Below are 25245 nucleotides of genomic sequence, written 5' to 3'. Positions count from 1 at the left end.
CGGCTCGACTAAGTATGACTATATCCGGTTTTCACCGATGATAAGAAGTGGTGATGTGTTATGAAAAGTTGGTTAGCAGTATTTGTCCTTATTGGCGGAATGTATAGCGGTGTGGCGAAGGCCGTTGATATTGTTGTTGATGACAGTTACTCACCTGGTGAGCGCTTTGCGCGCAACAAAGCAAAACACCCTGAAATTCGCTGGCCGGTATTACAGTTTCGACCGGGACAATCCATTAAATTTGAGCAGCCCTATAAAACCATAGGTGGTCGTGATTTGCACTTAGATATTTTTCATCCTTCGGTAGAAAATAAAAACGGCCAGGCCATTATTCTAGTGCACGGTGGTGGTTGGCGTTCGGGTAACAAATCTCATTTTTATCCGTTGGCTAATTTGCTGTCTCAACGGGGCTATCTGGTTATCACGCCTGAATACCGTTTGTCAGTTGAAGCCAAATATCCGGCAGGCCTGATAGACATTAATGACGCTATTAACTGGGTAAAGCAGCGCAGTGATTTATTACAAATAGAGCCAGATAACATCGCCATTGGTGGCGGCTCTTCTGGCGGGCAAATGGCCGCATTACTTGGCCATGCATCGGCTGTTGCGGAATTTCATTCTAATCCAAAACAAAATACTCAGGTAAACGCAGTGATCTCCCTGGATGGCGTACTGGATTTTACGACGCCATTGGCATTGAAGTTTGAAAACAAGAAGAAAGCACATTCAGCCGCTGCTTTATGGTTAGGTGGCGATTACGAGTCTAATCCAGATGTGTGGCAGCAGGCCTCAGCCGTAACCCACTTGAATTCCAACTCACCTGCTACGCTTATCATCAGCAGCGGGCAGCTCAGATTTACCGCAGGTAGTGAGGAGCTCACCAGCACTTTGGAACAGTACGGGATTGTGAACCAGTACATAGAACTGGATGAAACGCTTCATACATACTGGTTGTTTGAGCCCTATCTTAGCCAGACAGCACAGTGGATAGATACGTTTTTACAGCGGCTTCGTCAGCAAGGAAAAAAACCGTAGGTTTATCTTTACCGCGTAGATCGTTACTAAATTTATAGGCGCAGGCACTAAGGCCTTTGGTTCAATGGAAACGACAGGTGGCTCTGTTAATCACGGAAATGGAAATACCTTTGTTTGGGATGACGAAACCAAAGCGATGAGACGACGCATTATCTCTCCAAAGTTTAGAATCGCAGTGTCAATATCACCGATTTAGGCGCTGTAACGAGACTGCATTTTGTAAAAGGGCGGGACCCGCATTACGAATTTACCCAGCCCTCAGTCTGTGTGGTTCTTATTCAGCACGGTAAAGTCAAAATGGCTTTGTCGCTTTGCCATTGAATGTACAAAAAACGACAGTTACACTCAAAAACTTAATAGCACATATAAGCACTAATATAAGCTCAAATATAAGTACAAAAATAAGTAACTATAATGACAACAAAAATAATTGATCTGCGCAGTGATACCGTTACCCAACCTTGTAAAGCTATGCGTGACGCAATGGCTAATGCGCCTGTTGGCGATGACGTGTTTGGCGATGATCCAACCGTGAATGCGCTACAACAAAAAGCCGCAGAACTAACCGGCCATGAAGCTGCGTTATTTGCTCCAAGCGGTACGCAAAGTAACTTACTTGCCTTACTGGCCCATTGTCAGCGTGGTGACGAATACATTGTTGGTCAAGACGCCCATACTTATAAATACGAAGGCGGTGGCGCGGCTGTATTAGGCAGCATTCAACCTCAGCCTATCGAGTTTGCGGCAAACGGTACAATTCCATTAGATATCGCAAAAAAGAAAATTAAACCTGACGATCATCATTTTGCGCGCACACGTTTACTATCAATCGAAAATACCGTAGGCGGGCAAGCTCTGCCTATGTCGTACCTAGACGAAGCCCGTGTATTTTGTAACGACGCCGGTATTAGTTTACATCTTGATGGCGCACGCGTATTTAACGCAGCGGTACACCACAATGTGCCTGTATCGGCAATTACCTCGCAGATGGATTCAGTTTCTATTTGTTTATCGAAAGGTTTAGGCACGCCACTTGGCAGTATTTTATGTGGACCGAAAGACTTTATTCATGAAGCCCACAAATGGCGAAAAATGCTCGGCGGTGGTATGCGCCAAGCTGGGATTGTCGCAGCAGCCGGCATATTCGCACTAGAAAACAACATTAATAGGTTGATTGAAGATCATTTCAACGCCGAGTTTTTAGCCACAGAGCTTAACGAGCTCGATGAACTGACAGTCACAAAACAGTTTACCAATATGCTGTTCGTCGAATATCAGGGCCAGCTTTCATTTGCCGAGCTTGCCGAAAAGCTTCTAGAAAAAGGCATCAAAATTAGTGCCGGCGAGCAAATGCGCTTTGTGTTACATAAAGATGTAAGCAGCGCAGACTGCAAGCTTGTTGTTGAAGCGTTTAAGGCAGTATTGAGCGAGTAAACGGTTATTCCTTACTACTGCTTACGAATTGCTTCTCGCACCATGAAGCGACAGCTATTCACGGCATTAAGCAAATCATTGTTTAGTGGCAGAGGCTGACGGCACAAACTACTCACTAATACTTCTGCCATTAAAGGGGCTGTGGTTAGGCCTCTCGAACCCAAACAGGTTAATACCGAAACTGCATTTTGTGGAAGCGGGGCGACCCGCTCTATAGGTTTACCAAGTCCTAAGTCGGTATAGCTTTCTTTCTGCGCGTCAAAATCATGCAATGCACCCACTACAGGTTGATGATCTGGCGAGCCTAACCGCGTTGCTGCTCTTGCTTGTCCGTCATGCTCTAATTCACTGATTATCTGCGTATTCGACAGTGCTTGCTCGTGGGTTTGTAAATTAGTGTGGGTCTCTTCTTTTCGAACGTCGGTTGCCATATCATTTTTTACATAAGTTGACCCTAGCGCATGGCGTCCTGCCATGCTGGGTGTCATGTAACCTTTGTGGCAAAGCACCGTTTTAAGTTGTGTAATTGGAACCTTAGAGGGAATAGCCTCAACTTGCCCTCGCACGGGCCGAAGTGGCAGGCTTTTCATAGTATCGGCGTACACCGCACCTGCACCTATGGCAAGAATGATGTGGTCAGCCTCAATGGTTATTTCTTGCGCTTCATTCTCTCGTGTTTCATCATCTTGGACTCCACTGGTTTGAACTCTATTCTCAAAGACAGCTCGAGCCTGTTCGACGCCTTGTATATCAGGGCCGTCGTGCCTCAAATACCTATGATTCGGCTTGAGCGTTAGTTTGTTTGTTTTCGCCGCTTCTTCAATTAAAGCTTGAACCAGTTGTGGCGGTGACAACCAACCACCAAGAGGAATATATAACCCTTCGTAGGGTAGTGGCAGGTTGGCAATGTCACTTACCGTTTTACTATCAATGGCGTGAATAAGTGCTTCAGGCCATTCATCTTGCACATGCAGTTTATTTTGACGCGCAGCCACTTTTTCATTAAAACTAAGCTGTATTACGCCACAAAAATCATGGGCTAATTCAGGGTGTTCTTGCACTAAATCCCGGTAGCATTGCGCCGCGTACAGAAAGCTGTGTGCTTGAATTCGACTTGGGTTACTGGCTTCGCTGTGAAGTTGAGGGTAAAACCCTCCTTGCGGGTTTCCTGATGCGCCCGTGGCAAGGGTATCTTGGTCGTAGCACAGTGTTGTGTTTATTCCACGTTTTACTAACGAATAGCAGGTTGCAGCGGCGGCCAAACCAGAGCCAACAACCACGACGCGGCTGCCTGAGCATAGTGGCGTTGATGTATAGCGGTAGTAGGGGCCGGGTATAGTTGGTGTTGAATTCCCCTGCGCGTGGTAGGTGTTGACGTCAAACGTACCCGTTAACATGTCGCGTTTGCGGCCAAAACCATTGCGTTTTTTAATAACAAAGCCGGCACTGGCTAACCCGCGTTTTACAATACCTGCGGCAGTGAAAGTGCCAAATGTGGTGCCTGTTTTTGACAGTCTTGCCATTTGACTAAATAGGGCATCTGTCCACATGTCAGGGTTCTTGCTAGGGGCAAAACCATCTAAAAACCACGCATCAATTAACCCATCTTTAGGGGTATGCCACTGCGGTAATAATTCATGAACATCTCCAATCCACAAATCTAATGTGCAAGAAAATGCGTCGAACTGAATTCTGTGACAGCCTTCAAGACCTATGGGGTATCTTGCTGCAAGTGCATCGGCCTCGTTTTGTAACGAGGGAAACGCCGCTAAGGCACGCTTTAAATCTTGTTGTGGTAGAGGAAATTTCTCGGTAGAAACAAAGTACAAGTGAGTTAAAACATGCTGAGGGTTGGCTTGCCGAAACGCATTGAATTCACGCATTGCTACCAAAAAATTAAGGCCTGTACCAAACCCTGTCTCTGCAATTACAAAAGTAGCGAGATGCCAATTTTCCCAGCGGCTTTTAAGATCATTGCCATCGATAAAAACATGTTGAGTTTCATCGATACCACTGTCGTTCGAAAAATACACATCATCGAAATGGTCGGCTACAGGTGTACCCTTGTCGTTAAAATGTACCTGTGCGAGTTTTGACTTCACTACTTAGTGCGCTCCATCTTTTATTGCGTTTGCGTCGGTTTCAATACCTTATTGTACAAGAGCATATAGGCTTTTGCCCATCACGTAGACGGTCGTTTTGTATTAATTGCAGGTTTTTTGACGTCCGCAACACCCGTTAAAGGCATGTTTTTGAGCAAAGGAAGACTCAATCTCGTTAATTTATAGGCGAAAGGTATGAACCAATATTGATATTTTGAATAACCTCTCATTGCGTTCTGATTTACTCTAAATGTTAATTAGGTGTTAATTGTTGTGATAATGATTATGCCGTTATCTACACAACAGTGTCAGAAGTGCCTGAATAATGAACTGGAAAGGAAATAAGAAACAGGGGATAGAGTCCGCTAGTACCGCGTCAGGTGATATTACCGCTTCAGGTAACGGGTAGCTATTCCTAATACTTAACCAAAAACGCTTAGGTGAGGAGTGTGGAAGTGGGAAATTTCAATCAATGTGGTAGTACTGTCGACACTATATCTCGAGAAGCACTCGACCTGCGGGCACGCAAAATTGCGGGCGTTCTTCGCGACAAAGGGGTGGTAGAACATGACGTTATCGCAATATTGATGTTTAACCATTTTGGCGTTTTTGAAGTGGTTGAAGCATGCCGGTATGTTGGCGCAAGATATGTACTGCTGAATTGGCATAGCCCCATAGCCGAGTTACTTCCAATATTAAGCGACAGTGGCGCAAAGGTTTTACTTGCTCATGATGCGCTGTTAAACAGTGATGACGTTGATACATTATGTAACCATAGCAAGATTCACATTATCACTGAGCAAGCGCCCCAATCGGTGTTATTGCGTTTACACAAGGACGGCAGCGAAAATACTGAAAACAGTGACACTCGTGTGGAGCCTCTCTCTTCATTAGTATCAGACGTTCACGCCATTGAAGGCAGCCCGTTGCGCTTTAAAGGAATGTTTCCTTATACCTCTGGCAGTACGGGCAAACCAAAAGGCATAAAGCGTGATGAAGACTTATCCCGTCCCGATCCATTTTTAACGTATAAAGGGTTGTCAGAAGCGTTAATGCAACTGCAAGCAGGCGACCGGTTTTACGTTTCAGCACCGCTTTATCACAGCGCGCCCCATGCGCTTACGTTATGTTGCTTAGCTGCGGGAAATGTTGATGTGTATATCGAAGCTAAGTTCGAGCCTGAAAGGTTTCTTAGTGATGTAGAAAAGCACCGTATCACTCACGCTTATATTGTTCCTACCATGATGGTAAGGCTGCTAAAACTACCACAAGAGGTTCGAGATAAATACGATGTAAGTAGCTTGCGCTTTTCTCTTTCAACAGGCTCGGCACTGCCAAGTGACGTAAAAGAAGCCATGATTGCTTGGTTTGGCCCCATCTTTTATGAATCGTACGGGGCCAGTGAATTGGGTTTTATGACGCTCGTGTCATCACAAGAAGCCCTTGCTAAACCGAACACCGTTGGCAAGCCCATTGCTGGCGCAAAATTAATGATACTGAGAGAAGATAAATCTGAGTGTGATACAGGGGAAGTTGGGGTGATCTATGCGCAACTTTCGATGTTTGCGCCGTTTAAATATACCAACACAACGGGCACTTTAGGTGACTTGCACGTTAATGAATACACCACAGTAGGCGATATGGGTTACCTTGATGACGATGGGTATTTGTTTATTTGTGATAGAAAGAAAGACATGATTATTTCCGGTGGTGCCAATGTGTTTCCCGTAGAAATAGAGAGTGTGATTATTCACCTTCCTGAAGTAGCTGATTGTGCCGTTTTCGGGGCGCCTGACAGTGAATTCGGTGAGAAAATCATTGCTGCTGTGCAGTGTGTGGAAGGGAAAACGGTAAGTTTAAGTGATATTCATCAGTACCTCGAAGGAAAATTGGCTAAATTTAAATGGCCAAAAGCGATTCAACTTTGCGCCGAATTACCGCGAGAAGACACAGGAAAAATATTTAAAAACAAACTGCGCGAAGCATTTATTGACTGACATATATAAATCAATCCTTTCTTAAAACGGTAACTGTTTTCTTATGTTGTAGCATTAAGCTTTTGTGAACTTGAAATACAGTACTAGACTTACCCCTTTACTCTCGTGCTACATTGAGATACTTGAGCCTGTATATCTTTATTTATTTTTGGCCCCAACTGCACAGGGGGATGCTCATTTATGAGCAAAGATAAGCAGGCTTTTGGGATTGTCGATTACCAAGATGAATTGGCAGCCCTTTGGTAGCGAGACATGAATCAAAACATTAAAAATCAAAATAAAACGTTGAGCGGTAAATCGGTCGAATAAACATTCAATGCAAATACTAGCTATGAAAATGACGTAAATTACTTTCTTCAGCTTGGCAAAGCAGACCACTTTATCATTCAAAATCGTTACCATAAGCCGCATCAACGCAAAGGGTAAACTATGAAAAGAGCAGTGATCACCGGGCTTGGTATTGTATCGAGCATCGGCGTAAATAAAGAAGATGTACTGGCTTCATTGAAAGCGGGTAAGTCTGGCATTACCTATTCAGAACAGTTCGCTGAAATGGGCCTACGCAGCCAAGTGTGGGGTAATATTGATATTGACTTGAAAGATCATATCGATCGCAAAGCAATGCGTTTTATGGGTGATGCAGCAGGTTATGCTTATGTTGCTATGCAGCAGGCTATTGCAGATTCAGGTTTAGAAGAAAATGATATTTCTAATGAGCGCACCGGTATTATTGCAGGCTCTGGTGGAGCATCGTCTGAAAATCAGGTTTTATCTGCCGATATTCTTCGTGAAAAAGGCGTTAAGCGCGTAGGGCCTTACATGGTGCCACGTTGCATGGCGTCAACCGTGTCAGCGTGTCTGGCAACGCCATTTAAAATTCGCGGCGTTAATTACTCTATTGCTTCTGCATGTGCCACCAGTGCGCACTGTATTGGAAACGCACTAGAGCTTATCCAGTTGGGCAAGCAAGATGTTGTGTTCGCTGGTGGTGGTGAAGAATTACATTGGGCCCTTTCAAGTCAGTTTGATGCCATGGGCGCACTTAGCTCAAAGTACAATGACAACCCAGCCGTAGCTTCACGTACATATGATGCAGCCCGAGACGGTTTCGTCAGTTCTGGCGGTGGCGGCATGGTCGTTGTTGAAGAACTTGAACATGCGCTAGCTCGCGGGGCCAAGATCTACGGTGAAGTGGTAGGTTATGGCGCTACCTCAGATGGTTACGACATGGTTGCACCGTCAGGTGAAGGTGCAATTCGTTGTATGCAAATGGCTATGCAGAATGTTTCAGGTCCAATAGACTACCTAAACACACATGGCACATCAACGCCTGTTGGTGATGTAAAAGAGCTAGCTGCAATTCAAGCGGTATTTGGTCAATCTGGTGTTCCTATTAGCGCGACTAAATCGTTGACTGGCCATGCACTAGGGGCGGCCGGTGTGAACGAGGCGATATACAGCTTGCTAATGATGGAGCACAACTTCATTGCGCCTTCTATCAACATCGATAATCTTGATGAAGCAGCGCATGGCCTCGACATTGTAACTTCAGCAAGAGAAGCTGAATTAAATACCATTATGTCTAATAGCTTCGGTTTTGGTGGCACCAACGCTACCTTAGTGATGCAACGTTACAAAGGCTAAGCCTGTAGCTACCATTAAATCAGAAATACTTGCAGTGTAAGTTGGTGGTTAGACACCAGGATAGGAAAGTGAAATTGCTCACTTTCCTTCGCAGCTTGTTTATTTCTGCCCTTTAAATTCTACTTGTTAAGGTGTATTGACCTTAACAAGTAGAAACGTAACGCATAGTTCAATTCGCAGCAGTTGTATTGTCTATTAGCTTGTAACCCCAGTAATTTGGTCGCCCAGCTGTTATCTTTGTTGATTATTTAAATAAACTGGTAGCGACTAAATAGTTCATCTGGATGGGGAACGGTAATTTTACCATAGTGGCGCTTTACCAACCCTTCATCCTGTAATTCTCCTAATAATTGGTTCACGGTTTGACGACTGCTGTTTATCATCTGTGCAAGCGACTCTTGAGATAGTGTTAGTGTAATTGCACTGTGCTTTGGCATATGTTGCCCGTAACTGGTCGTAAGCATCAGTAAGCGTTTTACCAATTGGTGTTTTAAGCTTAGCCCAGCACTTGAATCAATAAATTGAAATGCACTTCTTACTCTTATACACAAAAGCCGTGCAAAATGCGGGTAAAGTTCAGGGTATGTAGCCAATAGCGCTTTAAATGCCTTTTTTTGAATAACGGCTATCGTACAGCGCGTTTCACAAAAGTTATCGTGTGTACGAGGTAAATCATCAAACATGGATATCTCGCCAAACCAGGTACCTGGCCCAAGCAACGCAAATAGCATTTCTTTTCCGTCAACGCCCACAGAAACTACCCGTAGCCGGCCTTCACACACTCCATAGAAACCTACACCTTCTTCACCTTTAGCGTGTAATTGCTGCCCCGCTTTTAGCTGTTTTAGCCGAACTTGAGCAAAAAGCGCTTCTTGTAAGTAGGCGGGCAGTGCACTAAACCATGTTGAACTTGCTAAAACGCTTTTGAATTTTTCCATTTACAAACTTATTACAATGTCGGTATTACGACAGTTTATAATAGATTAAGGCGTTAAGGTATTGGCACATTGTTGATTTTCACTATTTGCCCCACAACAGAAATGAGGGGCGTTTTTCGGAGTAAGTCATGACACAGTCAGTTAAATCACAAGTCAGTGCAGAAGAGTGGCAAACGCGCGTCGACCTAGCAGCGTGTTATCGCGCCGTTGCAATGTATGGGTGGGACGACCTTATCTTTACGCATATTTCAGCGAGAGTACCTGGCCCAGAACATCACTTTTTAATAAATCCCTATGGCATGATGTTCGATGAAGTCACGGCTTCAAGTTTGGTGAAAGTGGACTTACAGGGCAATAAAGTAATGGACAGTGATTATGATATTAATCCTGCTGGATTTACTATTCACAGCGCGGTTCACGAAGCACGTGAAGATGCAAAATGCGTGTTACACCTTCATACTGCAGAAGGCGTTGCTTTGTCTGTTTTAGAAGAAGGGTTACAACCGTATTCGCAGCAGTCACTATTTCCTTTGGCTTCTTTGTCTTACCATGCGTACGAAGGTGTAGCATTAAATCCTGATGAAAAGGCAAGGTTAGTTAGAGACTTGGGCGATACACAGTTCATGATTTTACGTAATCATGGGCTATTAACTTGTGCAGAGACAATTGCTGATGCATTTTTGTTTATGTTTATTTTACAGCGCGCGTGTGAAATTCAGCTAAAAGCACAAGCTACAGGGCAACCATTAATTCCTATTCACTCAGCAATTTTACAAGGGATCCGCGCTCAAGCGTCTGAAGTGACTAAGCAGGCTGGGGGGGCGCTGGCTTGGCCTGGAATAAAACGAAGATTAGAACGACGTTTTCCAGGCTTCGACCAATAGTCATACAGTCCACAACATAGCGTTTAGTTAACGCAGATAAATTCATTATCTCAATGGTGCCAAGTGTACCTTAAACAAGGTTACTCTTTACCTTGTTTAAGGTACACTTGGCCTTATGAAAATACTCCTCGAAGACACTATTCCTTTTGGTCCGGACTACCTTGATGAACTTGGTCAGGTAGAGCTATACGCATGGCAATCGCTAAAGCCTGAAATGCTAACCAATGTGGACATTTTAGCATTGCGTTCCACCACCAAAGTAACACCTAGTTTGCTAAAGCAAGCGGATGCTCTTAAGTTTGTTACTACCGCGACGGCGGGCACCAATCATTTAGATAAGACATATTTAGATAATACGGGTATTGCACATTCTTCGGCGGCGGGGTGCAACGCTGTTGCCGTTGCTGAATACGTGCTCAGTGTTTTATTGCACAGCCATAGAGCAAACAAAATCTCATTATATGATGTAACCGTTGGTATTGTCGGTGCGGGCAATGTTGGTAGCGCCCTTGCAAACATTCTTACTGCGCTGAACGTAAAACATGTACTGTGCGACCCGCCTTTAGAAATAAGTGGGGACGGTAGAGACTTTGTATCGCTTAACGATATCGCACAGTGTGATGTAGTTACGTTGCATGTTCCATATGTAGTAGACGGCGCATTTCCAACAGAGAAATTAATTGATAAGGCTTTCTTGGATGGAATGAACGAGAAGCAATTGTTGATTAATGCTTGTCGCGGCGAAGTAATAGATGAGAGTGCACTTCTCAACCGGCTTAAACAAGACAATGCACCAACGGTAGTGCTAGATGTATTTGATAATGAACCGAATATCAACACTGAACTGTTTTCCTATGTATGGTTTGTAACCCCGCATATTGCTGGTCATTCTGTTGAAGGCAAGGTGCGTGGCACGCAAATGATTTACGAGCAAATCTGTGATGTGGTGGGCACAAAACCTAATAAAAGACTAAGTGATTTTCTTGATGCGACAGCACCAATAGCAGTCAATCTTGCTTTTCCGCAGCAAGAATATCTAGAAATCAGTGATCTAATCACGATATTTCATCAAGTCTATGACGTGGAAGTCGACGACAAGGCAATGCGCGATGCTGTGAGAGCACAAGAGGCAAGTATTCAGAAAACGATACCGAGTATTTTTGCGTCTTTGCGCAAGCAATATCGCATTCGACGTGAATGCTCAGCATACACGTTACATTTGCCAACGAATACCAGTGAGAAAATTCAACAAACATTATGTGGTTTGGGCTTTAATGTTGAACTGGTATAAGCCTTTTATTGTTGAGTTGTTATAGACGTTGTGTTGGCCTCGTTGAGGTTCAATAACAACAGTAGTTAACTTAGTTTTTGTACATTAGTGTGTGCAAAGAAACTGTTTTACAAAAGCTCATTAGAGCGAACATCTATTAAATTTAGGAGCAAAGAGCATTATGTCGCAAGCGTTTGACGTAGCGGTATTGGGTGCCACAGGACTTGTGGGCCAAACCATGATTGAACTATTAGAAGAGCGTGATTTTCCAGTAAATCGTTTATATCCGCTTGCCAGTAAACGTTCAGCAGGAACTACTGTGTCATTTAAAGGCGAAGACATTGAAGTGCTTGATGCCGATGAGTTCGACTGGTCTCTTGTTCAATTTGGCTTTTTCTCAGCTGGAGGCATTATTTCAGCTAAGTTTGCGCCACTCGCAGCGCAAGATGGTTGTATTGTAATCGACAATACCTCTGAATTCCGTTACGAGCCTGATATTCCATTGGTTGTGCCAGAAGTGAATGCGCATGCATTAGCGGATTTTCGCAATCGCAATATCATTGCAAACCCCAACTGTTCAACCATTCAAATGATGGTAGCGCTAAAACCCATTCAGGATGCAGTGGGTATTGATAGAATCAATGTGTGTACCTACCAATCGGTGTCTGGTGCAGGTAAAGAAGCAATGGAAGAGCTTGCCAAGCAAACCGCGGGTTTGCTTAATGCGCGAGAAGTAAAGCCTGATGCATTTAGTCGCCAAATTGCATTTAATGTCATTCCTCAAATAGATGTGTTTCAAGATAACGATTACACAAAAGAAGAAATGAAAATGCTGTGGGAAACTCAAAAGATTATGGGGGATCACAGTATTTTAGTGAATGCGACCGCGGTTCGCGTACCGGTTTTTTATGGTCATGCAGAAGCCATTCACCTTGAAACACGCTCGCCAATTGATGCTCAGCAAGTTAAGCAATTGCTAGCCGATGCCGCTGGGGTAAAGGTGTACGACTCTAATGAGCAGTTTCCAACTCAGGTAAGTAGCGCAAGCGGTAATGATATTGTTCACGTGGGGAGAATTCGAAACGACATTACTCACCCATGTGGGCTAAATATGTGGGTTGTGTCGGATAATATTCGCAAAGGGGCGGCTACCAATAGCATTCAAATAGCTGAAACCCTTATTCGCGATTATCTATAGCAGTACACCACAAGTAAACATTGAACCGGTCAGAACAGAAAAAGTAAACCTTTCGCTGCGCTGGCCGATAGTTGTAGTTAAGGTAAATTTAACGAAATTCTCCGCACTAACTAGATTGCCCAGAATAACTGGTTTATAGTTTGGGTAGTGCGTTGTTATGGCTCTAACAATTAAGTAAAAAATAAAAAGTGGTCAGATACTTAGCAACACAATTGCCAAGATGATAATTAAGCGATACTGCAGTGACTTCCAGTTCGTTTTATTGGAACAAGGGCATTGTGATGAAACACCGCACTCATGAACAGAAAATAAAAATAAGTGCCAGTGGATTTTTTCAGTGTCTGGCTTACAAATCCGCCGATACGTCAATGGCGGTAAAGACGCTTAAGGGCATATAGGACTGCTATGAAATTGCATTTGACGGGCTTGCTTTTACTAACACTTTGTTTGTCTGCCCCCATTTCTTCTGTCGATGCACAGGAGCGCGCTACCTTATTGAAAGGCCCCAAAGATGCCAGAGGGCAATACTCTGGGCTAGAATACGGACCTATTGATTCAACCGATACCCTTTGGCGTATAGCCGAGCGCTACAGACAGAACAATAACCTGACTATTTATCAGGTGATGACCGCCATTTATGAATTAAATCCAGATGCGTTTGAAAACGGCAACCTCAATATGATGGTTGAGGGGGCTGTATTAAAGCTACCTTCTGAACGTTACATTGCGCGAATTGACAAAGAAAAAGCACAAATTCGCGCAGAGCAGGACGACCGTAATTTCGCTGAACTACTGAACAAGCCCGGTAGCAGTGTAAAGAATATCAAGCCACCTTCTCCTCTTGTTAATCAAAACGATCTTACTCAAACGCAATCAGATATAGAAAAGAAGATAACGCGTTTAGACGAAGAGCAAACACGCCAATTTGATGAACTGCGTATGCAATTTGCCGCATCGTTAGAAAACGTAGAAGCCATCCTCAATGAAAATCGAAAGCTGTATGAGCGTGTAGAGGCGGTAAACGGCGAGTTGGAGTCGCTTCGTGGTCAAGTCGAAGGTGATGTTAAGTCTCAGTTAGACATGCAGGTGAAACTGCAGCAAGAATTGCTCGATATGATAAAGGCCGAGCAAGCAAAGCGAGATGCAAAAGAGCAAGATGGAATATTAAAAACACTGACAAGCCCAATGAGCATGATTATTGGTTCGGCGTTTCTCTCTCTTCTGCTCGTAGGTGGCTTGATCATGTGGTTGCTGAAACGAAATAGCAAACCTGAAGAACCAACAACTCCTACACCAACGATAACGGCTAATGACGACAATGATGATCTCGATTCTGATATCGGCGACTTGTCCAGCGCATTGGACGCAGACTTAGATGACACTGGTGAATTGTCTGATGATGATTTGTTTAATGATGACGATCTCTTAGATGATGTACTTACCTCCGATCTAGAAGACAGCCTGGATGATGAGTTAGAAACGTTTGCTGAGCTAGAAGACGATATGTTAGTGCCTGATGATGGTAGTGACGACTTATTTGAAGCAGGAGATGATGAACTCGATCAAAATGAATTAGATAGTTTGTTTGATGATGACGACTTGTCAGACAAAATGCTAAGCGAAGACGAAAAGGGCGAATTTGAAGGCTTTGACCTCTCTGGCGATGACGATGTATTTGACGAAGAAGATACAGGCGCCGTTAATGAGGATTCTTCCCAAGCAAGCGCTGACACCGCTGACGCAGATGATGATTTTGATATTGATGATCTGCTAGACGATGTTCAAAGCCAAGACTCAGATGACGTTGACCCAGATGACATACTTAACGAGTTTTCCAGTGAAGTTAACGATGAAGCAAATGAAGACGTTAATGACGATGATATCGACGCATTGTTGGCTAGTGCATCAAGCGATGAAACAACGCCTACTAACTCGCCAAACTCAAACGATCTTGACGATACAGCGAATACACTTCCATCTGTAGAAGATGAAGATGACAAGCCAGAAATAAGCATAGATGATTTGTTGGAAGAGCATGGTGTCGACGATGGGCTGACGACAGAGCTTGATAGTAATGACGACCTTATCAATGAAGACATGCTCGAGAAGCTGGATGACGAGATCAACCAACAAAATAAAGAGCTAAACAAAATAACGGACGATCTGCTTAACGAAATTGAGCAAATTGAAATGATGGGTGGGCTTGGTGAAGATGACGACGAAGAAGATGAGTTTGAAGATGATGAAATAGCCTCGTCAACACAGTCTCCGCAAAGTATTCAAAGTCTTGATGCCATCACTGACGATCTCGATGAAATTACCACCGACGATATTGAGAGTAGTGCTGACTTCAGTGATCCGCTCTCTGACGAACTTATCGCAGAGTTGCAAGCAGAGGAAGAGGATTCTGACGATACAGATGAATTAGAACCTATATCAGAGCGACAAGATAATACTCTTGATGAAAGCGCTGGTGATAGCGAGGACTTTGAAGACCCGTTCACTGATGAGTTATTGGCTGAATTAGAAGCTGAGTTAGACGAACAACCTGAAGAAGAACAAGACGATTCGTTAGTGTCAGACGATAGCGAAGTGTCAGATGACGATTTGCATATTGATAATGAAGACTTTGAAGATCCATTAACTGATGAACTCTTAGCAGAACTTGAAGCAGAGGATACAAAAGTATCACAAGAGACCGATGCGCTTTCTGATGAGCTTCTAGCAGAGCTTGAGTCGGATGAAATGGATTCGTTATCGGATGAACTTTTGGCCGAACTTGAGTCTGATGATGAAGCTGACTTTTCTGAAGATCTACCTGAAGGAAAAGAAACTGACGACACAGATTTTGACCTAGAAGATGAAGTTGACTCAGAGGAAGACGTTGAGCCGGTTGCTGATGAAGAAATATTAGAAACTGACGACACAGATTTTGACCTAGAAGATGAAGTAGGCTCAGAGGAAGACGTTGAGCCGGTTGCTGATGAAGAAGTATTAGAAACTGACGACAGATTTTGACCTAGAAGATGAAGTTGACTCAGAGGAAGACGTTGAGCCGGTTGCTGATGAAGGAGTATTAGAAACTGACGACACAGATCTTGAACTAGAAGATGAAGTTTACTCAGAGGAAGACGTTGAGCCGGTCGCTGATGAAGAAGTATTAGAAACTGACGACACAGATTTTGACCTAGAAGATGAAGTTGACTCAAAGGAAGACGTTGAGCCGGTTGCTGATGAAGAAGATCACACAACTGAAGAAGAGGAAATCTCATCTTCTGATCCTTTAGACGACGCTATAGATGCATTTGAAAAACAAATGATGGATGACATTCCTTCATTTGGCGATATGGACATAGAGTCAGATACAAATTCAAAGGAGTCTACTGATAGTGAATTCGATGATAGCCTCCTTGATGAAGCATACAACGAAATCGATTCATTTGAGTTAGAGCAAGAAATTGATGGGCCTGTTGATTCTGAAAATACAGACTTTGAATTTAGTGAAGAAGAGCCCTCAGCCGGAGAAGAGCCCTCAGCAGGAGAAGAGCCCTCAGCCGGAGAAGAGCCTTTAGCTGAGAAAGAACCTTCAGTGGACGAAAGTACCCCGTTCAATAATGAGGAAAATGAGACCTCAGAGCCTAGCCTAATTGACGATGATTCAGATGACCTCAGTGATATGCCGGGGTTAGATGACTGGTTATCAAGTAGTAAAGAGGAAATAGAAGAGGCAGACACTACCGATTTTGATGAAATGCTTGAAAGTTTGGAGCTGGAGTCGCCTTTAGATGAAGATGTTGAACCTTCTTTAGATGATGCAGAAGAAAACAGCGAATCAGAAGCTGAGCAGAGTAATACTGTAGATTCCACCTCAGAGGCAGACTTACTTCAAGACACTGAAGAGAGTGAACGTAGTGACGACGAAGTCGAATTTTCACTTGATGAGTCAGAGGCAGAAGTGGTAGGCAGTACCGATACATCTGATGACTCTGAATTAGATGATTCAGACGACTTTGAGCTTGATGACGACGACATTGATGACGATTTAGAAGCATTCTTCGAACTTGATGATGAAGACGAGGATGATAGTGGGTTTGCTATGGTAGACGATAGCGAGCTTGATGATTTGGACATTCCAGATGATATAGAGCTTGATATCGCCTCACCACAGGATATTGAAGATAACGTCGAGGAAGCAAAAGAGAAGCAAAGTGCTAATGAATCGCTTCAATTAGATAACCCAGATTTAGATTTAGAAGCGTTATTGAGCGATATAGGCGATTCGGTAACGCCCAATGAAGGAAGTTTATCACCCGAAGACTTCTTAGACGTTGAGGCCTTAATGGATGAGGGTGATGATATTGATGATGGCGATTTAGATAATCAAGAACTCGACCTTGACGTTAGTTTGTCAGATTTTACAGGTGTATCTGACGACGATACTGTTATCGATATAGATAAAGATGCGGGTCAAAATGCTAATCTAGACTTGGCAAGAGCGTACATCGAAATGGATGACGTAAATGCTGCTCGAGAACTACTAGAAGAAGTCTTGGAGCTTGGTAGTGAAGAGCAAAAAGAAGAAGCTGACGCAATTTTGAAGTCGATTGGTTAATTGCATGTTGAGTGCGAGATGACTACACTTAGCGCCTTTTTAATTTAGGGTGACGTGAAAATGGGGCGAATTGCCTTAGGGATAGAATACGATGGTGCTGCTGTATTTGGTTGGCAGCGCCAGCGAGAAGTACCTAGTGTCCAACAGTATTTAGAAACAGCACTTTCTACCGTAGCCAACGAACCTATCGAGGTCCAATGTGCGGGGCGCACTGATGCAGGTGTTCACGCAACAGGGCAGGTTGTTCATTTCAACTGTGACGCACCGCGTAATGAGAGGGCGTGGACTTTAGGGGTGAATGCGAATTTACCTGATTCAGTTGCGGTAACTTGGGCAAAGAATGTCCCCGATGATTTCCATGCTCGTTTTTCTGCGACACATCGACGATATCGATACGTTATCCACAATGCCAAAATGCGCCCAGCTATCTTACATCATGGTGTTACACATATTCATCGCCCTTTAGATGAGGGTAAAATGCATGAAGCTGCGCAAGCATTACTTGGTGAGCAAGATTTCACATCTTTTCGCGCGGCATTGTGCCAGAGCAATACACCGTTTCGCAATGTAACGAATGTGAGTGTTTATCGGCAGGGACGTTACGTTGTCATTGATATTCGTGCCAACGCATTTTTACACCATATGGTTCGCAACATTACGGGTGCTCTTGTTGAAATTGGCGCGGGTGAACAACCGGTGGATTGGATATCCCATTTGTTAAGCCTAAAAGACAGAAGTAAGTCAGCAGCAACGGCAAAGCCCAATGGTTTGTATTTAGTTGATGTGACATATCCTGACGAATTTGGTCTACCAAAGCCGCCGTTAGGGCCATTATTTTTACCTGATTTTTAAAATTAAATCACAGTCAGCGCTAGGCTCGGTTATTCATTGATACTGAAAAAGGTCATACAAATGAATGGTAAAGCGTCTACTGATTATTGTTGGAACGTTGGATAGTGAACAGAATTTCGTTATTGATCGTTTTACTATGTCACTGCTTTTGGGTGATACATAGTAGTGCATTTGCAACAGAATCAAAGAAAGTCGTGCGCTTTGCCATCAACACACCAGGCTCTGCTCCATATCTGTATTTCGACACTAAAACACAAGATTACCAAGGTGTTTTGGTCGACTTCTTTACTGGGTTAGAAACTCATAGCATGTATGTTGCAACGTATATGGATTCAAGTAGGGCGAGAAACGAGCAGCTCTTATTAGACGGGCAAGCTGATGTGTTTTTGTCTTCGCCAGTATGGCTAGACCATCCAAAGTCGTTTCTTTTCAGCGACCCTATCATGCTCCATGCAAGTTATATCTATTCGACAAGGAACTTTGATGGACCATTTGTTTCACAAGAGCACCCTAATGCCAGTGTGTGTACACGGTATGGGTTTATTTATCCGGTATTGCAGGCTCACTTTGATAAAGCAAATGACGGACTAGTAAGAGTTGATTCAAGCAGTCAAACGACCATGGCGACAATGCTCTCTAAAAATCGCTGTGAGTTTACCATTATGAGCGAGCAAAATGCGTTATCCATTATGTTTGATGATACGTTTTGTCGTTCAACATTTTATCAATCTCCGAATATTATCAGTGCCGTTGACTTGGTTATTGTTGTTCGACCTGGACTCGAAGAATTACAACAAACTATTAATATTGAAATGAAACGGTTTATTGAGAGTGGAGAGCGTGAGAAATCTATAGAACGTCATTCAGGTCGTTATCATTTCCCCAAGCAAAAGTGTTCGACACAGAAATAATCCGCAGTTTTGGGTGTTCTTTTATCGACTCGCGTTTTAGCAAGAGATCTCAAATGTGCCATTGAGGTTGTTTACTGCGTTGATGCTAACTTCTTAGACCAGTTTTGTTTTTTCCATTTCGTTGTATTGTGGTCTAATAGCGCGCTATATTAGGTAGCTGTTCTACTGTGATGTGTTTTTTCTGGACAAAACAGTACGAAACTTAAAAAATTAATGTATTGCTGGTCGCAAATATGAAAAAAATAAATGAACTGGCCGGCAAACAATAAAAGGATTCAATTTCCATGAGCTGGATTCAAAAAATTCTTCCACGCACCCAAACGTCAACCAAAGGTAACGTACCTGAAGGTATCTGGACCAAATGTGGCTCTTGCCAAGCGGTGCTTTATAAAACCGAATTAGAAAAGCTTCTAGAAGTGTGTCCAAAGTGTGACCACCACATGCGCATAACAGCGCGTAGACGAATTGATGCCTTTCTCGATGAAGGTGATAGAGTCGAGTTAGGAGCTGAACATGAGCCTCAAGACGTACTTAAGTTTAAGGACTCTAAGCGTTATAAAGATCGTATTGTAGCGGCACAAAAGGCTACCAACGAAAAAGACGCACTGGTAGTTATGAAGGGCAAACTTAAGGGAATGCCTGTGGTCGTTGCGTGTTTTGAATTTGCCTTCATGGGCGGTTCAATGGCATCTGTAGTCGGTGCGCGTTTCGTAGCAGCAGTTAATGCATGCCTCGAAAATAATACGCCGCTGATTTGTTTTTCTGCCAGTGGTGGTGCCCGTATGCAAGAAGCACTTATGTCGTTAATGCAAATGGCGAAAACGTCAGCTGCGTTGGCAAAAATGAGTAAAAAGGGCCTTCCGTATATTTCTGTACTGACGGACCCCACCATGGGTGGTGTTTCGGCCAGTTTGGCAATGCTTGGTGATGTGAATGTTGCAGAGCCTAAAGCGCTAATTGGTTTCGCTGGCCCACGTGTTATCGAGCAAACCGTGCGTGAGAAACTCCCTGAGGGTTTTCAGCGTAGTGAATTTCTTGTTGAGAAAGGCGCAATTGATATGATTGTTGACCGCAGAGAAATGCGTGATAGATTACACAGCCTATTGGTTAAGCTGCATAACAAGAATTAGTGAATAACGAAAATAAACAATCTTCTGTTGGCTCAGTGTCTGCTATGGTCGAATCGCCAAAAAGCCTGAGCCAATGGCTGTCATATCTAGAATCCATCCATCCTAGTGCCATTGACATGGGGCTAGATCGCGTTAAAGCAGTGGCGAACACTATGTCACTGACACTTGAAAACTCGCTTGTCATTACGGTTGCCGGTACGAATGGAAAGGGAACAACCTGCCGTTTGTTAGAGCAGGCGTTGCTTTCCTTAGGCAAGCGCGTGGCGGTGTATAGCTCTCCTCATCTTACTGACTATTGCGAACGCGTTAGATATAACGGTGAACTTGCGCCCGAAAACGATTTTGTTAGTGCCTTTGAAAGTATAGAAGTAGCGAGAGGTGAAATATCTCTTACTTATTTCGAGTTTGGCACTTTGGCAGCCATGAAAATGATGCAAGACTGGGAAGTCGACATCGCCATTCTAGAAGTAGGCTTAGGTGGTCGTTTAGATGCAACCAACATTATCGACCCAGATTTGGCCGTTATCACCACCATCGATTTAGACCATCAAGATTGGCTGGGTAATACGCGAGAGAAAATTGCCAGGGAAAAAGCCGGTATTATGCGCAAAAATGGCAACGCCGTTGTCGGCGAGCTATTTCCACCCTCGTCTTTGTATGATGTTGCCAATGAATTATCTGTCAATGTGCGTTGGGCAACACAAGACTTCATCACTGAAGTTTCAGCAGATTATTCAACCTGGTCTTGGAAAGGTAAAGAACATCACTTTGCTCATTTACCGTATCCGAAAATTCCACTACAAAACGCCAGTACAGCCCTTGCTGCGTTAGAGTCTCTGGCGCTTTTACCTTCAGAGTCAACACTAAGCGAGATTATAGCCAATACCACCATGCCTGGCAGGCAACAAACGCTAAGCTTAAATCCACATGTTGTGGTGGACGTGGCCCATAACCCTCAAGCTACAAAAGCAATGCATGAATGGTTACAGCGTTACGATGTGAGCAAAATTCGCATCGTGGTTGGCATGCTCAAAGATAAGTCCATTGCTGAAACACTGACACCACTTTGCGAGCTTGATGGCGAGTGGTATGTGGCTACTACCGAAGGCCCGAGAGGTTGTAAGGCTGAAGTTCTTGAAAATGCACTTGTTAATGGCGGCACAAGCATACAGAATATAGCAACTTACGACAGCGTAAGGTCGGCTTATCAAAGTGCGTGTGCTGATTATCAAGACGGTGAACTTATCCTTGTATTTGGTTCTTTTGTCACCGTAGCAGACGTACTTGCGAGTTAAACGCATATAAGCCTGTCTTTCTAAATAAAATGAACTTGAGCAGGAGAGTACAGTGACATCGGCATTAAAGAATAGACTGGTAGGTACCATTATTGTTGTGGCGCTTGCCGTTATTTTTTTACCAGACTTTCTCGATGGCAAAAAGCAAACTAATAGAGAGCCGTTTGTCTCTGTACCCACTAACCCTCCTGTAAAACCCATTGTTGAGCCAGAGCCATTCCCGTCAGAGCGTGTTGCAAAAGCCGCGATTCAAGCAGTAGAAATTGCAGACGAGGTTGCTGTTGATGACTCACTTGCTCTTAATGAAAGTAGCGAACCCCTAACAAATGAAGTGCAGGAAAAACCTGAACTAGAAGACGAGTTAGCCAGTCAAACGATTGTTGATGCGAGCAATGAACAAGGTGACGACGACGCGGGTTGGGTTATTCAGTTAGGTAGCTTTAGACATGAAAAGAATGTGAAGGCGCTACTGGATAAACTGGAAAAAGCAGGATATCGCGCATTTAGTCGAAAGATTCAAACCAGTTCAGGGCCGCTGAATAAGGTTTTTGTTGGTCCTGATCTAGATAAAAAGGCTTTAGAATCTGCTTTGCCACACTTAAATGAACTCACAAATTTAAAAGGTAAAGTAACCACCTTTAAAGTGGAATAGGGTTTTTACACAACAATTCAATTTAGCGTGTTGCAACTTTATTACGCACTAGCAATATTTCTATCTTCTGTTAGAATGCGCGCCATCTCGCCAATGGCTCGTTGTTTTACTAACTAAAGCAACAATAACGCGACAGAGAGACGATGAACTGGGTAGACTTTTCCATACTGGGTATCATTGCGGTATCTACCTTAATAAGCCTAATCAGAGGGTTTGTAAAAGAAGCCATTTCTTTAGTGGTTTGGTTTGCTGCACTTTTCATTTCCAGCAACTTTTACGAAGATCTCGCTGTTTATTTCACTGCCATTGATGATCCCTATTTAAAAAACGGTGCGGCAATTGCGGCATTGTTTGTCACAACGCTTATACTTGGTGGCATGATTAATTTTGCGATCAGTCAACTAGTACAAGCTACAGGCTTATCAGGTACCGATAGGGTACTTGGTGTTGTCTTTGGTGCCTTACGCGGTGTCTTGATTGTAAGCGCATTGCTCTTTTTTATGGATACCTTTACCAGCGCTGCTTCCTCATCATGGTGGCAATCGTCGGTACTCATACCTGAGTTTGGTGTCATTATTGAGTGGTTTTTCAGTTACGTGAAAGACTCCTCCAGTTTCTTAAATCCCGCTTGAAATAGGTAACGCACATGTGTGGTATTGTCGGAATAGTTGGTAAAACGCCCGTAGCTCAGTCACTGTACGATGGTCTAACGGTAATTCAGCACCGTGGACAGGATGCTGCTGGCATAATGACTATCGACCAAAATATGTTTAATTTGCGCAAAGCAAATGGTTTGGTTCGAGATGTGTTCCATACGCGTCATATGAAGCGATTAACGGGTAATATGGGTATTGGCCATGTTCGTTACCCTACGGCGGGAACCTCAAGCTCTGCTGAAGCTCAGCCGTTTTATGTAAACTCGCCATTTGGTATTGCCTTTGCTCACAATGGTAACCTAACTAATGCCCACGAGTTACAAGAAGAAGTATTTCGTATTGCGCGCCGTCACATCAATACTACGTCAGATTCTGAATTGTTACTTAATATACTTGCTCACGAGTTACAGCAAGTTGCTGGCTTAAGTGTAAGTGCTGAGCATATCTTTGAAGTGGTAACAAAGGTACACAAGAAAATACGTGGTGCCTATGCCGTTGTAGCTGCAATTATCGGTCAAGGTATCGTTGCTTTTCGCGACCCTCACGGCATTCGTCCTCTTGCGCTAGGTAAGAGAATGACAGAGCTGGGTGAGGAATGGATGGTTGCCTCTGAAAGTGTTGCATTGGATGCGGTTGGCTTCCAATTTGTTCGCGATGTTGCACCTGGAGAAGCGGTATTCATCACGGAAGAAGGGCAGTTACATACACGTCAGTGTTCAGATAACCCAATTACATCACCGTGTATTTTTGAATTTGTGTACTTCGCGCGCCCAGATAGTTTCATCGATGGTATTTCTGTTTACGCATCACGCGTCAATATGGGACGCAAGTTAGGCGAAAAAATAAAACGTGAATGGGCTGACCTAGATATAGACGTGGTTATTCCTATTCCTGAAACATCAATGGATGTGGCACTACAAATAGCTAACACTCTTGAACTACCTTACCGCCAAGGGTTTGTAAAAAACCGTTACATAGGTCGTACATTTATTATGCCGGGTCAAACCATGCGTAAGAAGTCAGTACGCCGCAAGTTAAATGCGATTTCATCTGAATTCAAAGGCAAGAGTGTACTACTGGTTGATGACTCTATTGTACGTGGTACGACGTCTGGGCAAATTATCGAAATGGCAAGAGAGTCGGGTGCTAAGAAGGTTTACTTTGCATCCGCTGCACCAGAAATTCGTTTCCCTAATGTGTATGGCATCGATATGCCATCGGCAAACGAGCTTATCGCATATGGTCGTGAAATTGACCAAATTGCTGAGTTAATTCAAGCCGATGGATTAATTTTCCAAGATATTTCAGACTTGGTAGATGCTGTTAGAGAAGAAAACGAGTCTATTCAACGTTTCGAAACCTCAGTATTTGATGGAAACTATATAACCGCAGACATCGATCAAGAGTATCTAGAGCGTATTGACATGTCTCGCGGCGAAAAGTCGAGAAATGCACCAGTGGTTCAGGCGGAACTAAGCAACTTAGACGTGCATAATATTGGTGCCGCTGAAGATTAATTTCTATTAAACAATCAGTTATGAAAAAAGCCGGTTCAAGACCGGCTTTTTTGTAGCTTAAATGATTGACTTAACACGTATTAAGTCAGTCGGCGTGTTTTACGCGCTATTTTTACTTAATGCACGAATACAGGCCCACCATATAACCCCCACACTAGAACTGAGCCCGTCATCAAAATGACTAGAAGAACAAGGCCACAGGTAACTACCGAACTTGAATAGATAAAGCCTTTATCTTCTGGCATATGCATCATAATTGGCACGCCAGAATAAAGGAGATAAACAGAGTAGCTAATGCCAACTAACAGTGCCGTCATCACCACCCATAGTTCTGGGTATAGGCCTGCAAAACCAACCATAAATAGAGGCGTCGCAGTATATGCAGCAAGCTCTAAGGATTGGGTATAAGTAGGCGAGGCGTCAAACGCTTTTGCCAGTTCGTGAATGAGTACGGCAAGGCCAATTACTCCAGTAACCAAGCCAAAGTACATACCCGCTGCCATCATAACAGCGCTGGTTTCACTTAAACGGATAACATCGCCCGCTCCGATACTCCACCCTGTGTGTGCACTGGAGTAATAAGCGACAAGTGAAGGGATGAGTGCAATAAATGCAATATGGGTTAGCGCGTAAAAATAAGTTTCATGCTTAACATCAATACTCTGCCATTCTTCCTTTGGATGTGTATAGATGCCAATGAGGTGATTTAAAATCATAACGTCCTGCCTTATAACCAAGGTTATTATTCTTAATAAAATGGATATTGTTGTGAGGCAGTGTGAACAGAGTGACTCGTCATTTACCTTGGTGTAACGGTAACCGCAGACTAAGGCAAGTACGCTTAAGTAAACATGGCGCAAAGCGCGATAAAACTGCCATTAACAATATGTTTACAATTTGAGTGTGCAGCAAGAATGACAAAGCGTCAATAAAATTTGTTTAAATTGTGAACGTAATGGCAGCGAATAGTTTATTGATACGTTAGTTCGTACCTTATCAAGAAGCAGGCACACCACTATGAAACTTGAAGTCCTCATCTGGTGACGAAATTAAATCAGCTTCAATTTTGCCAAAACTACTCAAATCTCTTGTGATTAGTACAGTGTACTAGATAATTT

20 protein-coding genes are annotated in these 25245 nt (G+C 43.5%); 17 read left to right on the top strand and 3 right to left on the bottom strand.

The window, feature by feature from the left end; all coding sequences use genetic code 11:
* The first annotated feature begins 60 nt into the window (after positions 1-60).
* The 3 genes from EYR97_RS06890 to ltaE all read left to right on the top strand — a co-directional run bounded on the left by EYR97_RS06890 (position 61) and on the right by ltaE (position 2469).
* The gene (locus EYR97_RS06890) at positions 61-1035 is read left to right on the top strand and encodes an alpha/beta hydrolase (RefSeq protein WP_131093094.1); all 975 of its coding nucleotides are present in this window, start codon (positions 61-63) and stop codon (positions 1033-1035) included.
* 64 nt (positions 1036-1099) lie between these two features.
* Entirely contained in the window at positions 1100-1231 is a 132-nt protein-coding gene (locus EYR97_RS22275; protein ID WP_258313208.1) for a hypothetical protein, read from the top strand.
* Positions 1232-1461: 230 nt separating this feature from the next.
* Entirely contained in the window at positions 1462-2469 is a 1008-nt protein-coding gene (gene ltaE, locus EYR97_RS06885) for a low-specificity L-threonine aldolase (RefSeq protein ID WP_207308045.1), read from the top strand.
* A gap of 14 nt (positions 2470-2483) precedes the next feature.
* Here the strand turns inward: ltaE and mnmC are convergent, their stop codons facing one another.
* Positions 2484-4571 carry a bifunctional tRNA (5-methylaminomethyl-2-thiouridine)(34)-methyltransferase MnmD/FAD-dependent 5-carboxymethylaminomethyl-2-thiouridine(34) oxidoreductase MnmC gene (mnmC, locus tag EYR97_RS06880; RefSeq protein ID WP_131093091.1) on the bottom strand — a complete coding sequence of 696 codons (2088 nt, stop codon included), beginning with the start codon at positions 4569-4571 and terminating at the stop codon, positions 2484-2486.
* Positions 4572-5026: 455 nt separating this feature from the next.
* Between mnmC and EYR97_RS06875 the strand changes: the two genes are divergently transcribed.
* Positions 5027-6568, top strand: coding sequence for an AMP-binding protein (locus EYR97_RS06875; RefSeq protein ID WP_131093089.1), 1542 nt, complete (start codon positions 5027-5029; stop codon positions 6566-6568).
* A 429-nt stretch (positions 6569-6997) separates the two neighbouring features.
* Positions 6998-8212 (top strand): beta-ketoacyl-ACP synthase I, encoded by a 1215-nt coding sequence (fabB, locus tag EYR97_RS06870; protein ID WP_131093088.1) that lies wholly within the window; start codon positions 6998-7000, stop codon positions 8210-8212.
* A 248-nt stretch (positions 8213-8460) separates the two neighbouring features.
* Here fabB and EYR97_RS06865 read toward each other — a convergent pair whose 3' ends face one another.
* Complete coding sequence (locus EYR97_RS06865; protein ID WP_131093086.1) at positions 8461-9150, bottom strand: Crp/Fnr family transcriptional regulator; 690 nt, start codon at positions 9148-9150, stop codon at positions 8461-8463.
* 128 nt (positions 9151-9278) lie between these two features.
* Here EYR97_RS06865 and EYR97_RS06860 point away from each other — a divergent pair, with 128 nt between their 5' ends.
* The 12 genes from EYR97_RS06860 to purF all read left to right on the top strand — a co-directional run bounded on the left by EYR97_RS06860 (position 9279) and on the right by purF (position 24127).
* Positions 9279-10034, top strand: coding sequence for a class II aldolase/adducin family protein (locus EYR97_RS06860; protein WP_131093084.1), 756 nt, complete (start codon positions 9279-9281; stop codon positions 10032-10034).
* Between the two features lie 115 nt (positions 10035-10149).
* Positions 10150-11325 (top strand): 4-phosphoerythronate dehydrogenase, encoded by a 1176-nt coding sequence (locus EYR97_RS06855; protein ID WP_131093082.1) that lies wholly within the window; start codon positions 10150-10152, stop codon positions 11323-11325.
* Positions 11326-11485: 160 nt separating this feature from the next.
* Positions 11486-12502 (top strand): aspartate-semialdehyde dehydrogenase, encoded by a 1017-nt coding sequence (locus EYR97_RS06850; RefSeq protein WP_131093080.1) that lies wholly within the window; start codon positions 11486-11488, stop codon positions 12500-12502.
* A 405-nt stretch (positions 12503-12907) separates the two neighbouring features.
* Entirely contained in the window at positions 12908-15520 is a 2613-nt protein-coding gene (locus EYR97_RS22270) for a FimV/HubP family polar landmark protein (RefSeq protein ID WP_242634935.1), read from the top strand.
* 298 nt (positions 15521-15818) lie between these two features.
* Positions 15819-17114, top strand: coding sequence for a FimV/HubP family polar landmark protein (locus tag EYR97_RS22265; RefSeq protein ID WP_242634934.1), 1296 nt, complete (start codon positions 15819-15821; stop codon positions 17112-17114).
* A gap of 60 nt (positions 17115-17174) precedes the next feature.
* The gene (gene truA / locus EYR97_RS06840) at positions 17175-17966 is read left to right on the top strand and encodes a tRNA pseudouridine(38-40) synthase TruA (RefSeq protein WP_131093078.1); all 792 of its coding nucleotides are present in this window, start codon (positions 17175-17177) and stop codon (positions 17964-17966) included.
* 194 nt (positions 17967-18160) lie between these two features.
* Positions 18161-18877, top strand: coding sequence for an ABC transporter substrate-binding protein (locus tag EYR97_RS06835; protein WP_181409132.1), 717 nt, complete (start codon positions 18161-18163; stop codon positions 18875-18877).
* Between the two features lie 284 nt (positions 18878-19161).
* A complete protein-coding gene (gene accD, locus EYR97_RS06830; protein WP_131093074.1) occupies positions 19162-20007 on the top strand; it encodes an acetyl-CoA carboxylase, carboxyltransferase subunit beta in 846 nt (281 codons plus the stop codon).
* Positions 20008-20051: 44 nt separating this feature from the next.
* Positions 20052-21302 carry a bifunctional tetrahydrofolate synthase/dihydrofolate synthase gene (gene folC, locus EYR97_RS06825; protein WP_131093175.1) on the top strand — a complete coding sequence of 417 codons (1251 nt, stop codon included), beginning with the start codon at positions 20052-20054 and terminating at the stop codon, positions 21300-21302.
* A gap of 52 nt (positions 21303-21354) precedes the next feature.
* A complete protein-coding gene (locus EYR97_RS06820; RefSeq protein WP_131093072.1) occupies positions 21355-21954 on the top strand; it encodes an SPOR domain-containing protein in 600 nt (199 codons plus the stop codon).
* A gap of 143 nt (positions 21955-22097) precedes the next feature.
* On the top strand, positions 22098-22586 hold the full coding sequence (locus tag EYR97_RS06815; protein ID WP_131093070.1) for a CvpA family protein: 489 nt from the start codon (positions 22098-22100) through the stop codon (positions 22584-22586).
* Positions 22587-22600: 14 nt separating this feature from the next.
* Complete coding sequence (purF, locus tag EYR97_RS06810) at positions 22601-24127, top strand: amidophosphoribosyltransferase (RefSeq protein ID WP_131093069.1); 1527 nt, start codon at positions 22601-22603, stop codon at positions 24125-24127.
* 116 nt (positions 24128-24243) lie between these two features.
* On the opposite strand, the gene EYR97_RS06805 is transcribed toward purF, so the two are convergent.
* On the bottom strand, positions 24244-24843 hold the full coding sequence (locus EYR97_RS06805; RefSeq protein ID WP_131093067.1) for a Yip1 family protein: 600 nt from the start codon (positions 24841-24843) through the stop codon (positions 24244-24246).
* Positions 24844-25245: the final 402 nt, after the last annotated feature.

Origin of the sequence: Alteromonas sp. KUL42, assembly GCF_006538325.1 — a bacterium.
Lineage (GTDB): Bacteria > Pseudomonadota > Gammaproteobacteria > Enterobacterales > Alteromonadaceae > Alteromonas.
Note: the sequence above shows the minus strand (reverse complement) of the source record. Positions and strands in the feature narration are given on the sequence as shown.

Excerpts from the sequence above, each read along its gene's own strand:
- EYR97_RS06890 (WP_131093094.1), top strand. The coding sequence starts at position 61 with ATGAAAAGTTGGTTAGCAGTATTTGTCCTTATTGGCGGAATGTATAGC.
- EYR97_RS22275 (WP_258313208.1), top strand. The coding sequence starts at position 1,100 with ATGGAAACGACAGGTGGCTCTGTTAATCACGGAAATGGAAATACCTTT.
- fabB (WP_131093088.1), top strand. The coding sequence starts at position 6,998 with ATGAAAAGAGCAGTGATCACCGGGCTTGGTATTGTATCGAGCATCGGC.
- EYR97_RS06865 (WP_131093086.1), bottom strand. The coding sequence starts at position 9,150 with ATGGAAAAATTCAAAAGCGTTTTAGCAAGTTCAACATGGTTTAGTGCA.
- EYR97_RS06860 (WP_131093084.1), top strand. The coding sequence starts at position 9,279 with ATGACACAGTCAGTTAAATCACAAGTCAGTGCAGAAGAGTGGCAAACG.
- EYR97_RS06855 (WP_131093082.1), top strand. The coding sequence starts at position 10,150 with ATGAAAATACTCCTCGAAGACACTATTCCTTTTGGTCCGGACTACCTT.
- EYR97_RS06850 (WP_131093080.1), top strand. The coding sequence starts at position 11,486 with ATGTCGCAAGCGTTTGACGTAGCGGTATTGGGTGCCACAGGACTTGTG.
- EYR97_RS22270 (WP_242634935.1), top strand. The coding sequence starts at position 12,908 with ATGAAATTGCATTTGACGGGCTTGCTTTTACTAACACTTTGTTTGTCT.
- EYR97_RS22265 (WP_242634934.1), top strand. The coding sequence starts at position 15,819 with ATGATGGATGACATTCCTTCATTTGGCGATATGGACATAGAGTCAGAT.
- truA (WP_131093078.1), top strand. The coding sequence starts at position 17,175 with ATGGGGCGAATTGCCTTAGGGATAGAATACGATGGTGCTGCTGTATTT.
- accD (WP_131093074.1), top strand. The coding sequence starts at position 19,162 with ATGAGCTGGATTCAAAAAATTCTTCCACGCACCCAAACGTCAACCAAA.
- folC (WP_131093175.1), top strand. The coding sequence starts at position 20,052 with ATGGTCGAATCGCCAAAAAGCCTGAGCCAATGGCTGTCATATCTAGAA.
- EYR97_RS06815 (WP_131093070.1), top strand. The coding sequence starts at position 22,098 with ATGAACTGGGTAGACTTTTCCATACTGGGTATCATTGCGGTATCTACC.
- purF (WP_131093069.1), top strand. The coding sequence starts at position 22,601 with ATGTGTGGTATTGTCGGAATAGTTGGTAAAACGCCCGTAGCTCAGTCA.
- EYR97_RS06805 (WP_131093067.1), bottom strand. The coding sequence starts at position 24,843 with ATGATTTTAAATCACCTCATTGGCATCTATACACATCCAAAGGAAGAA.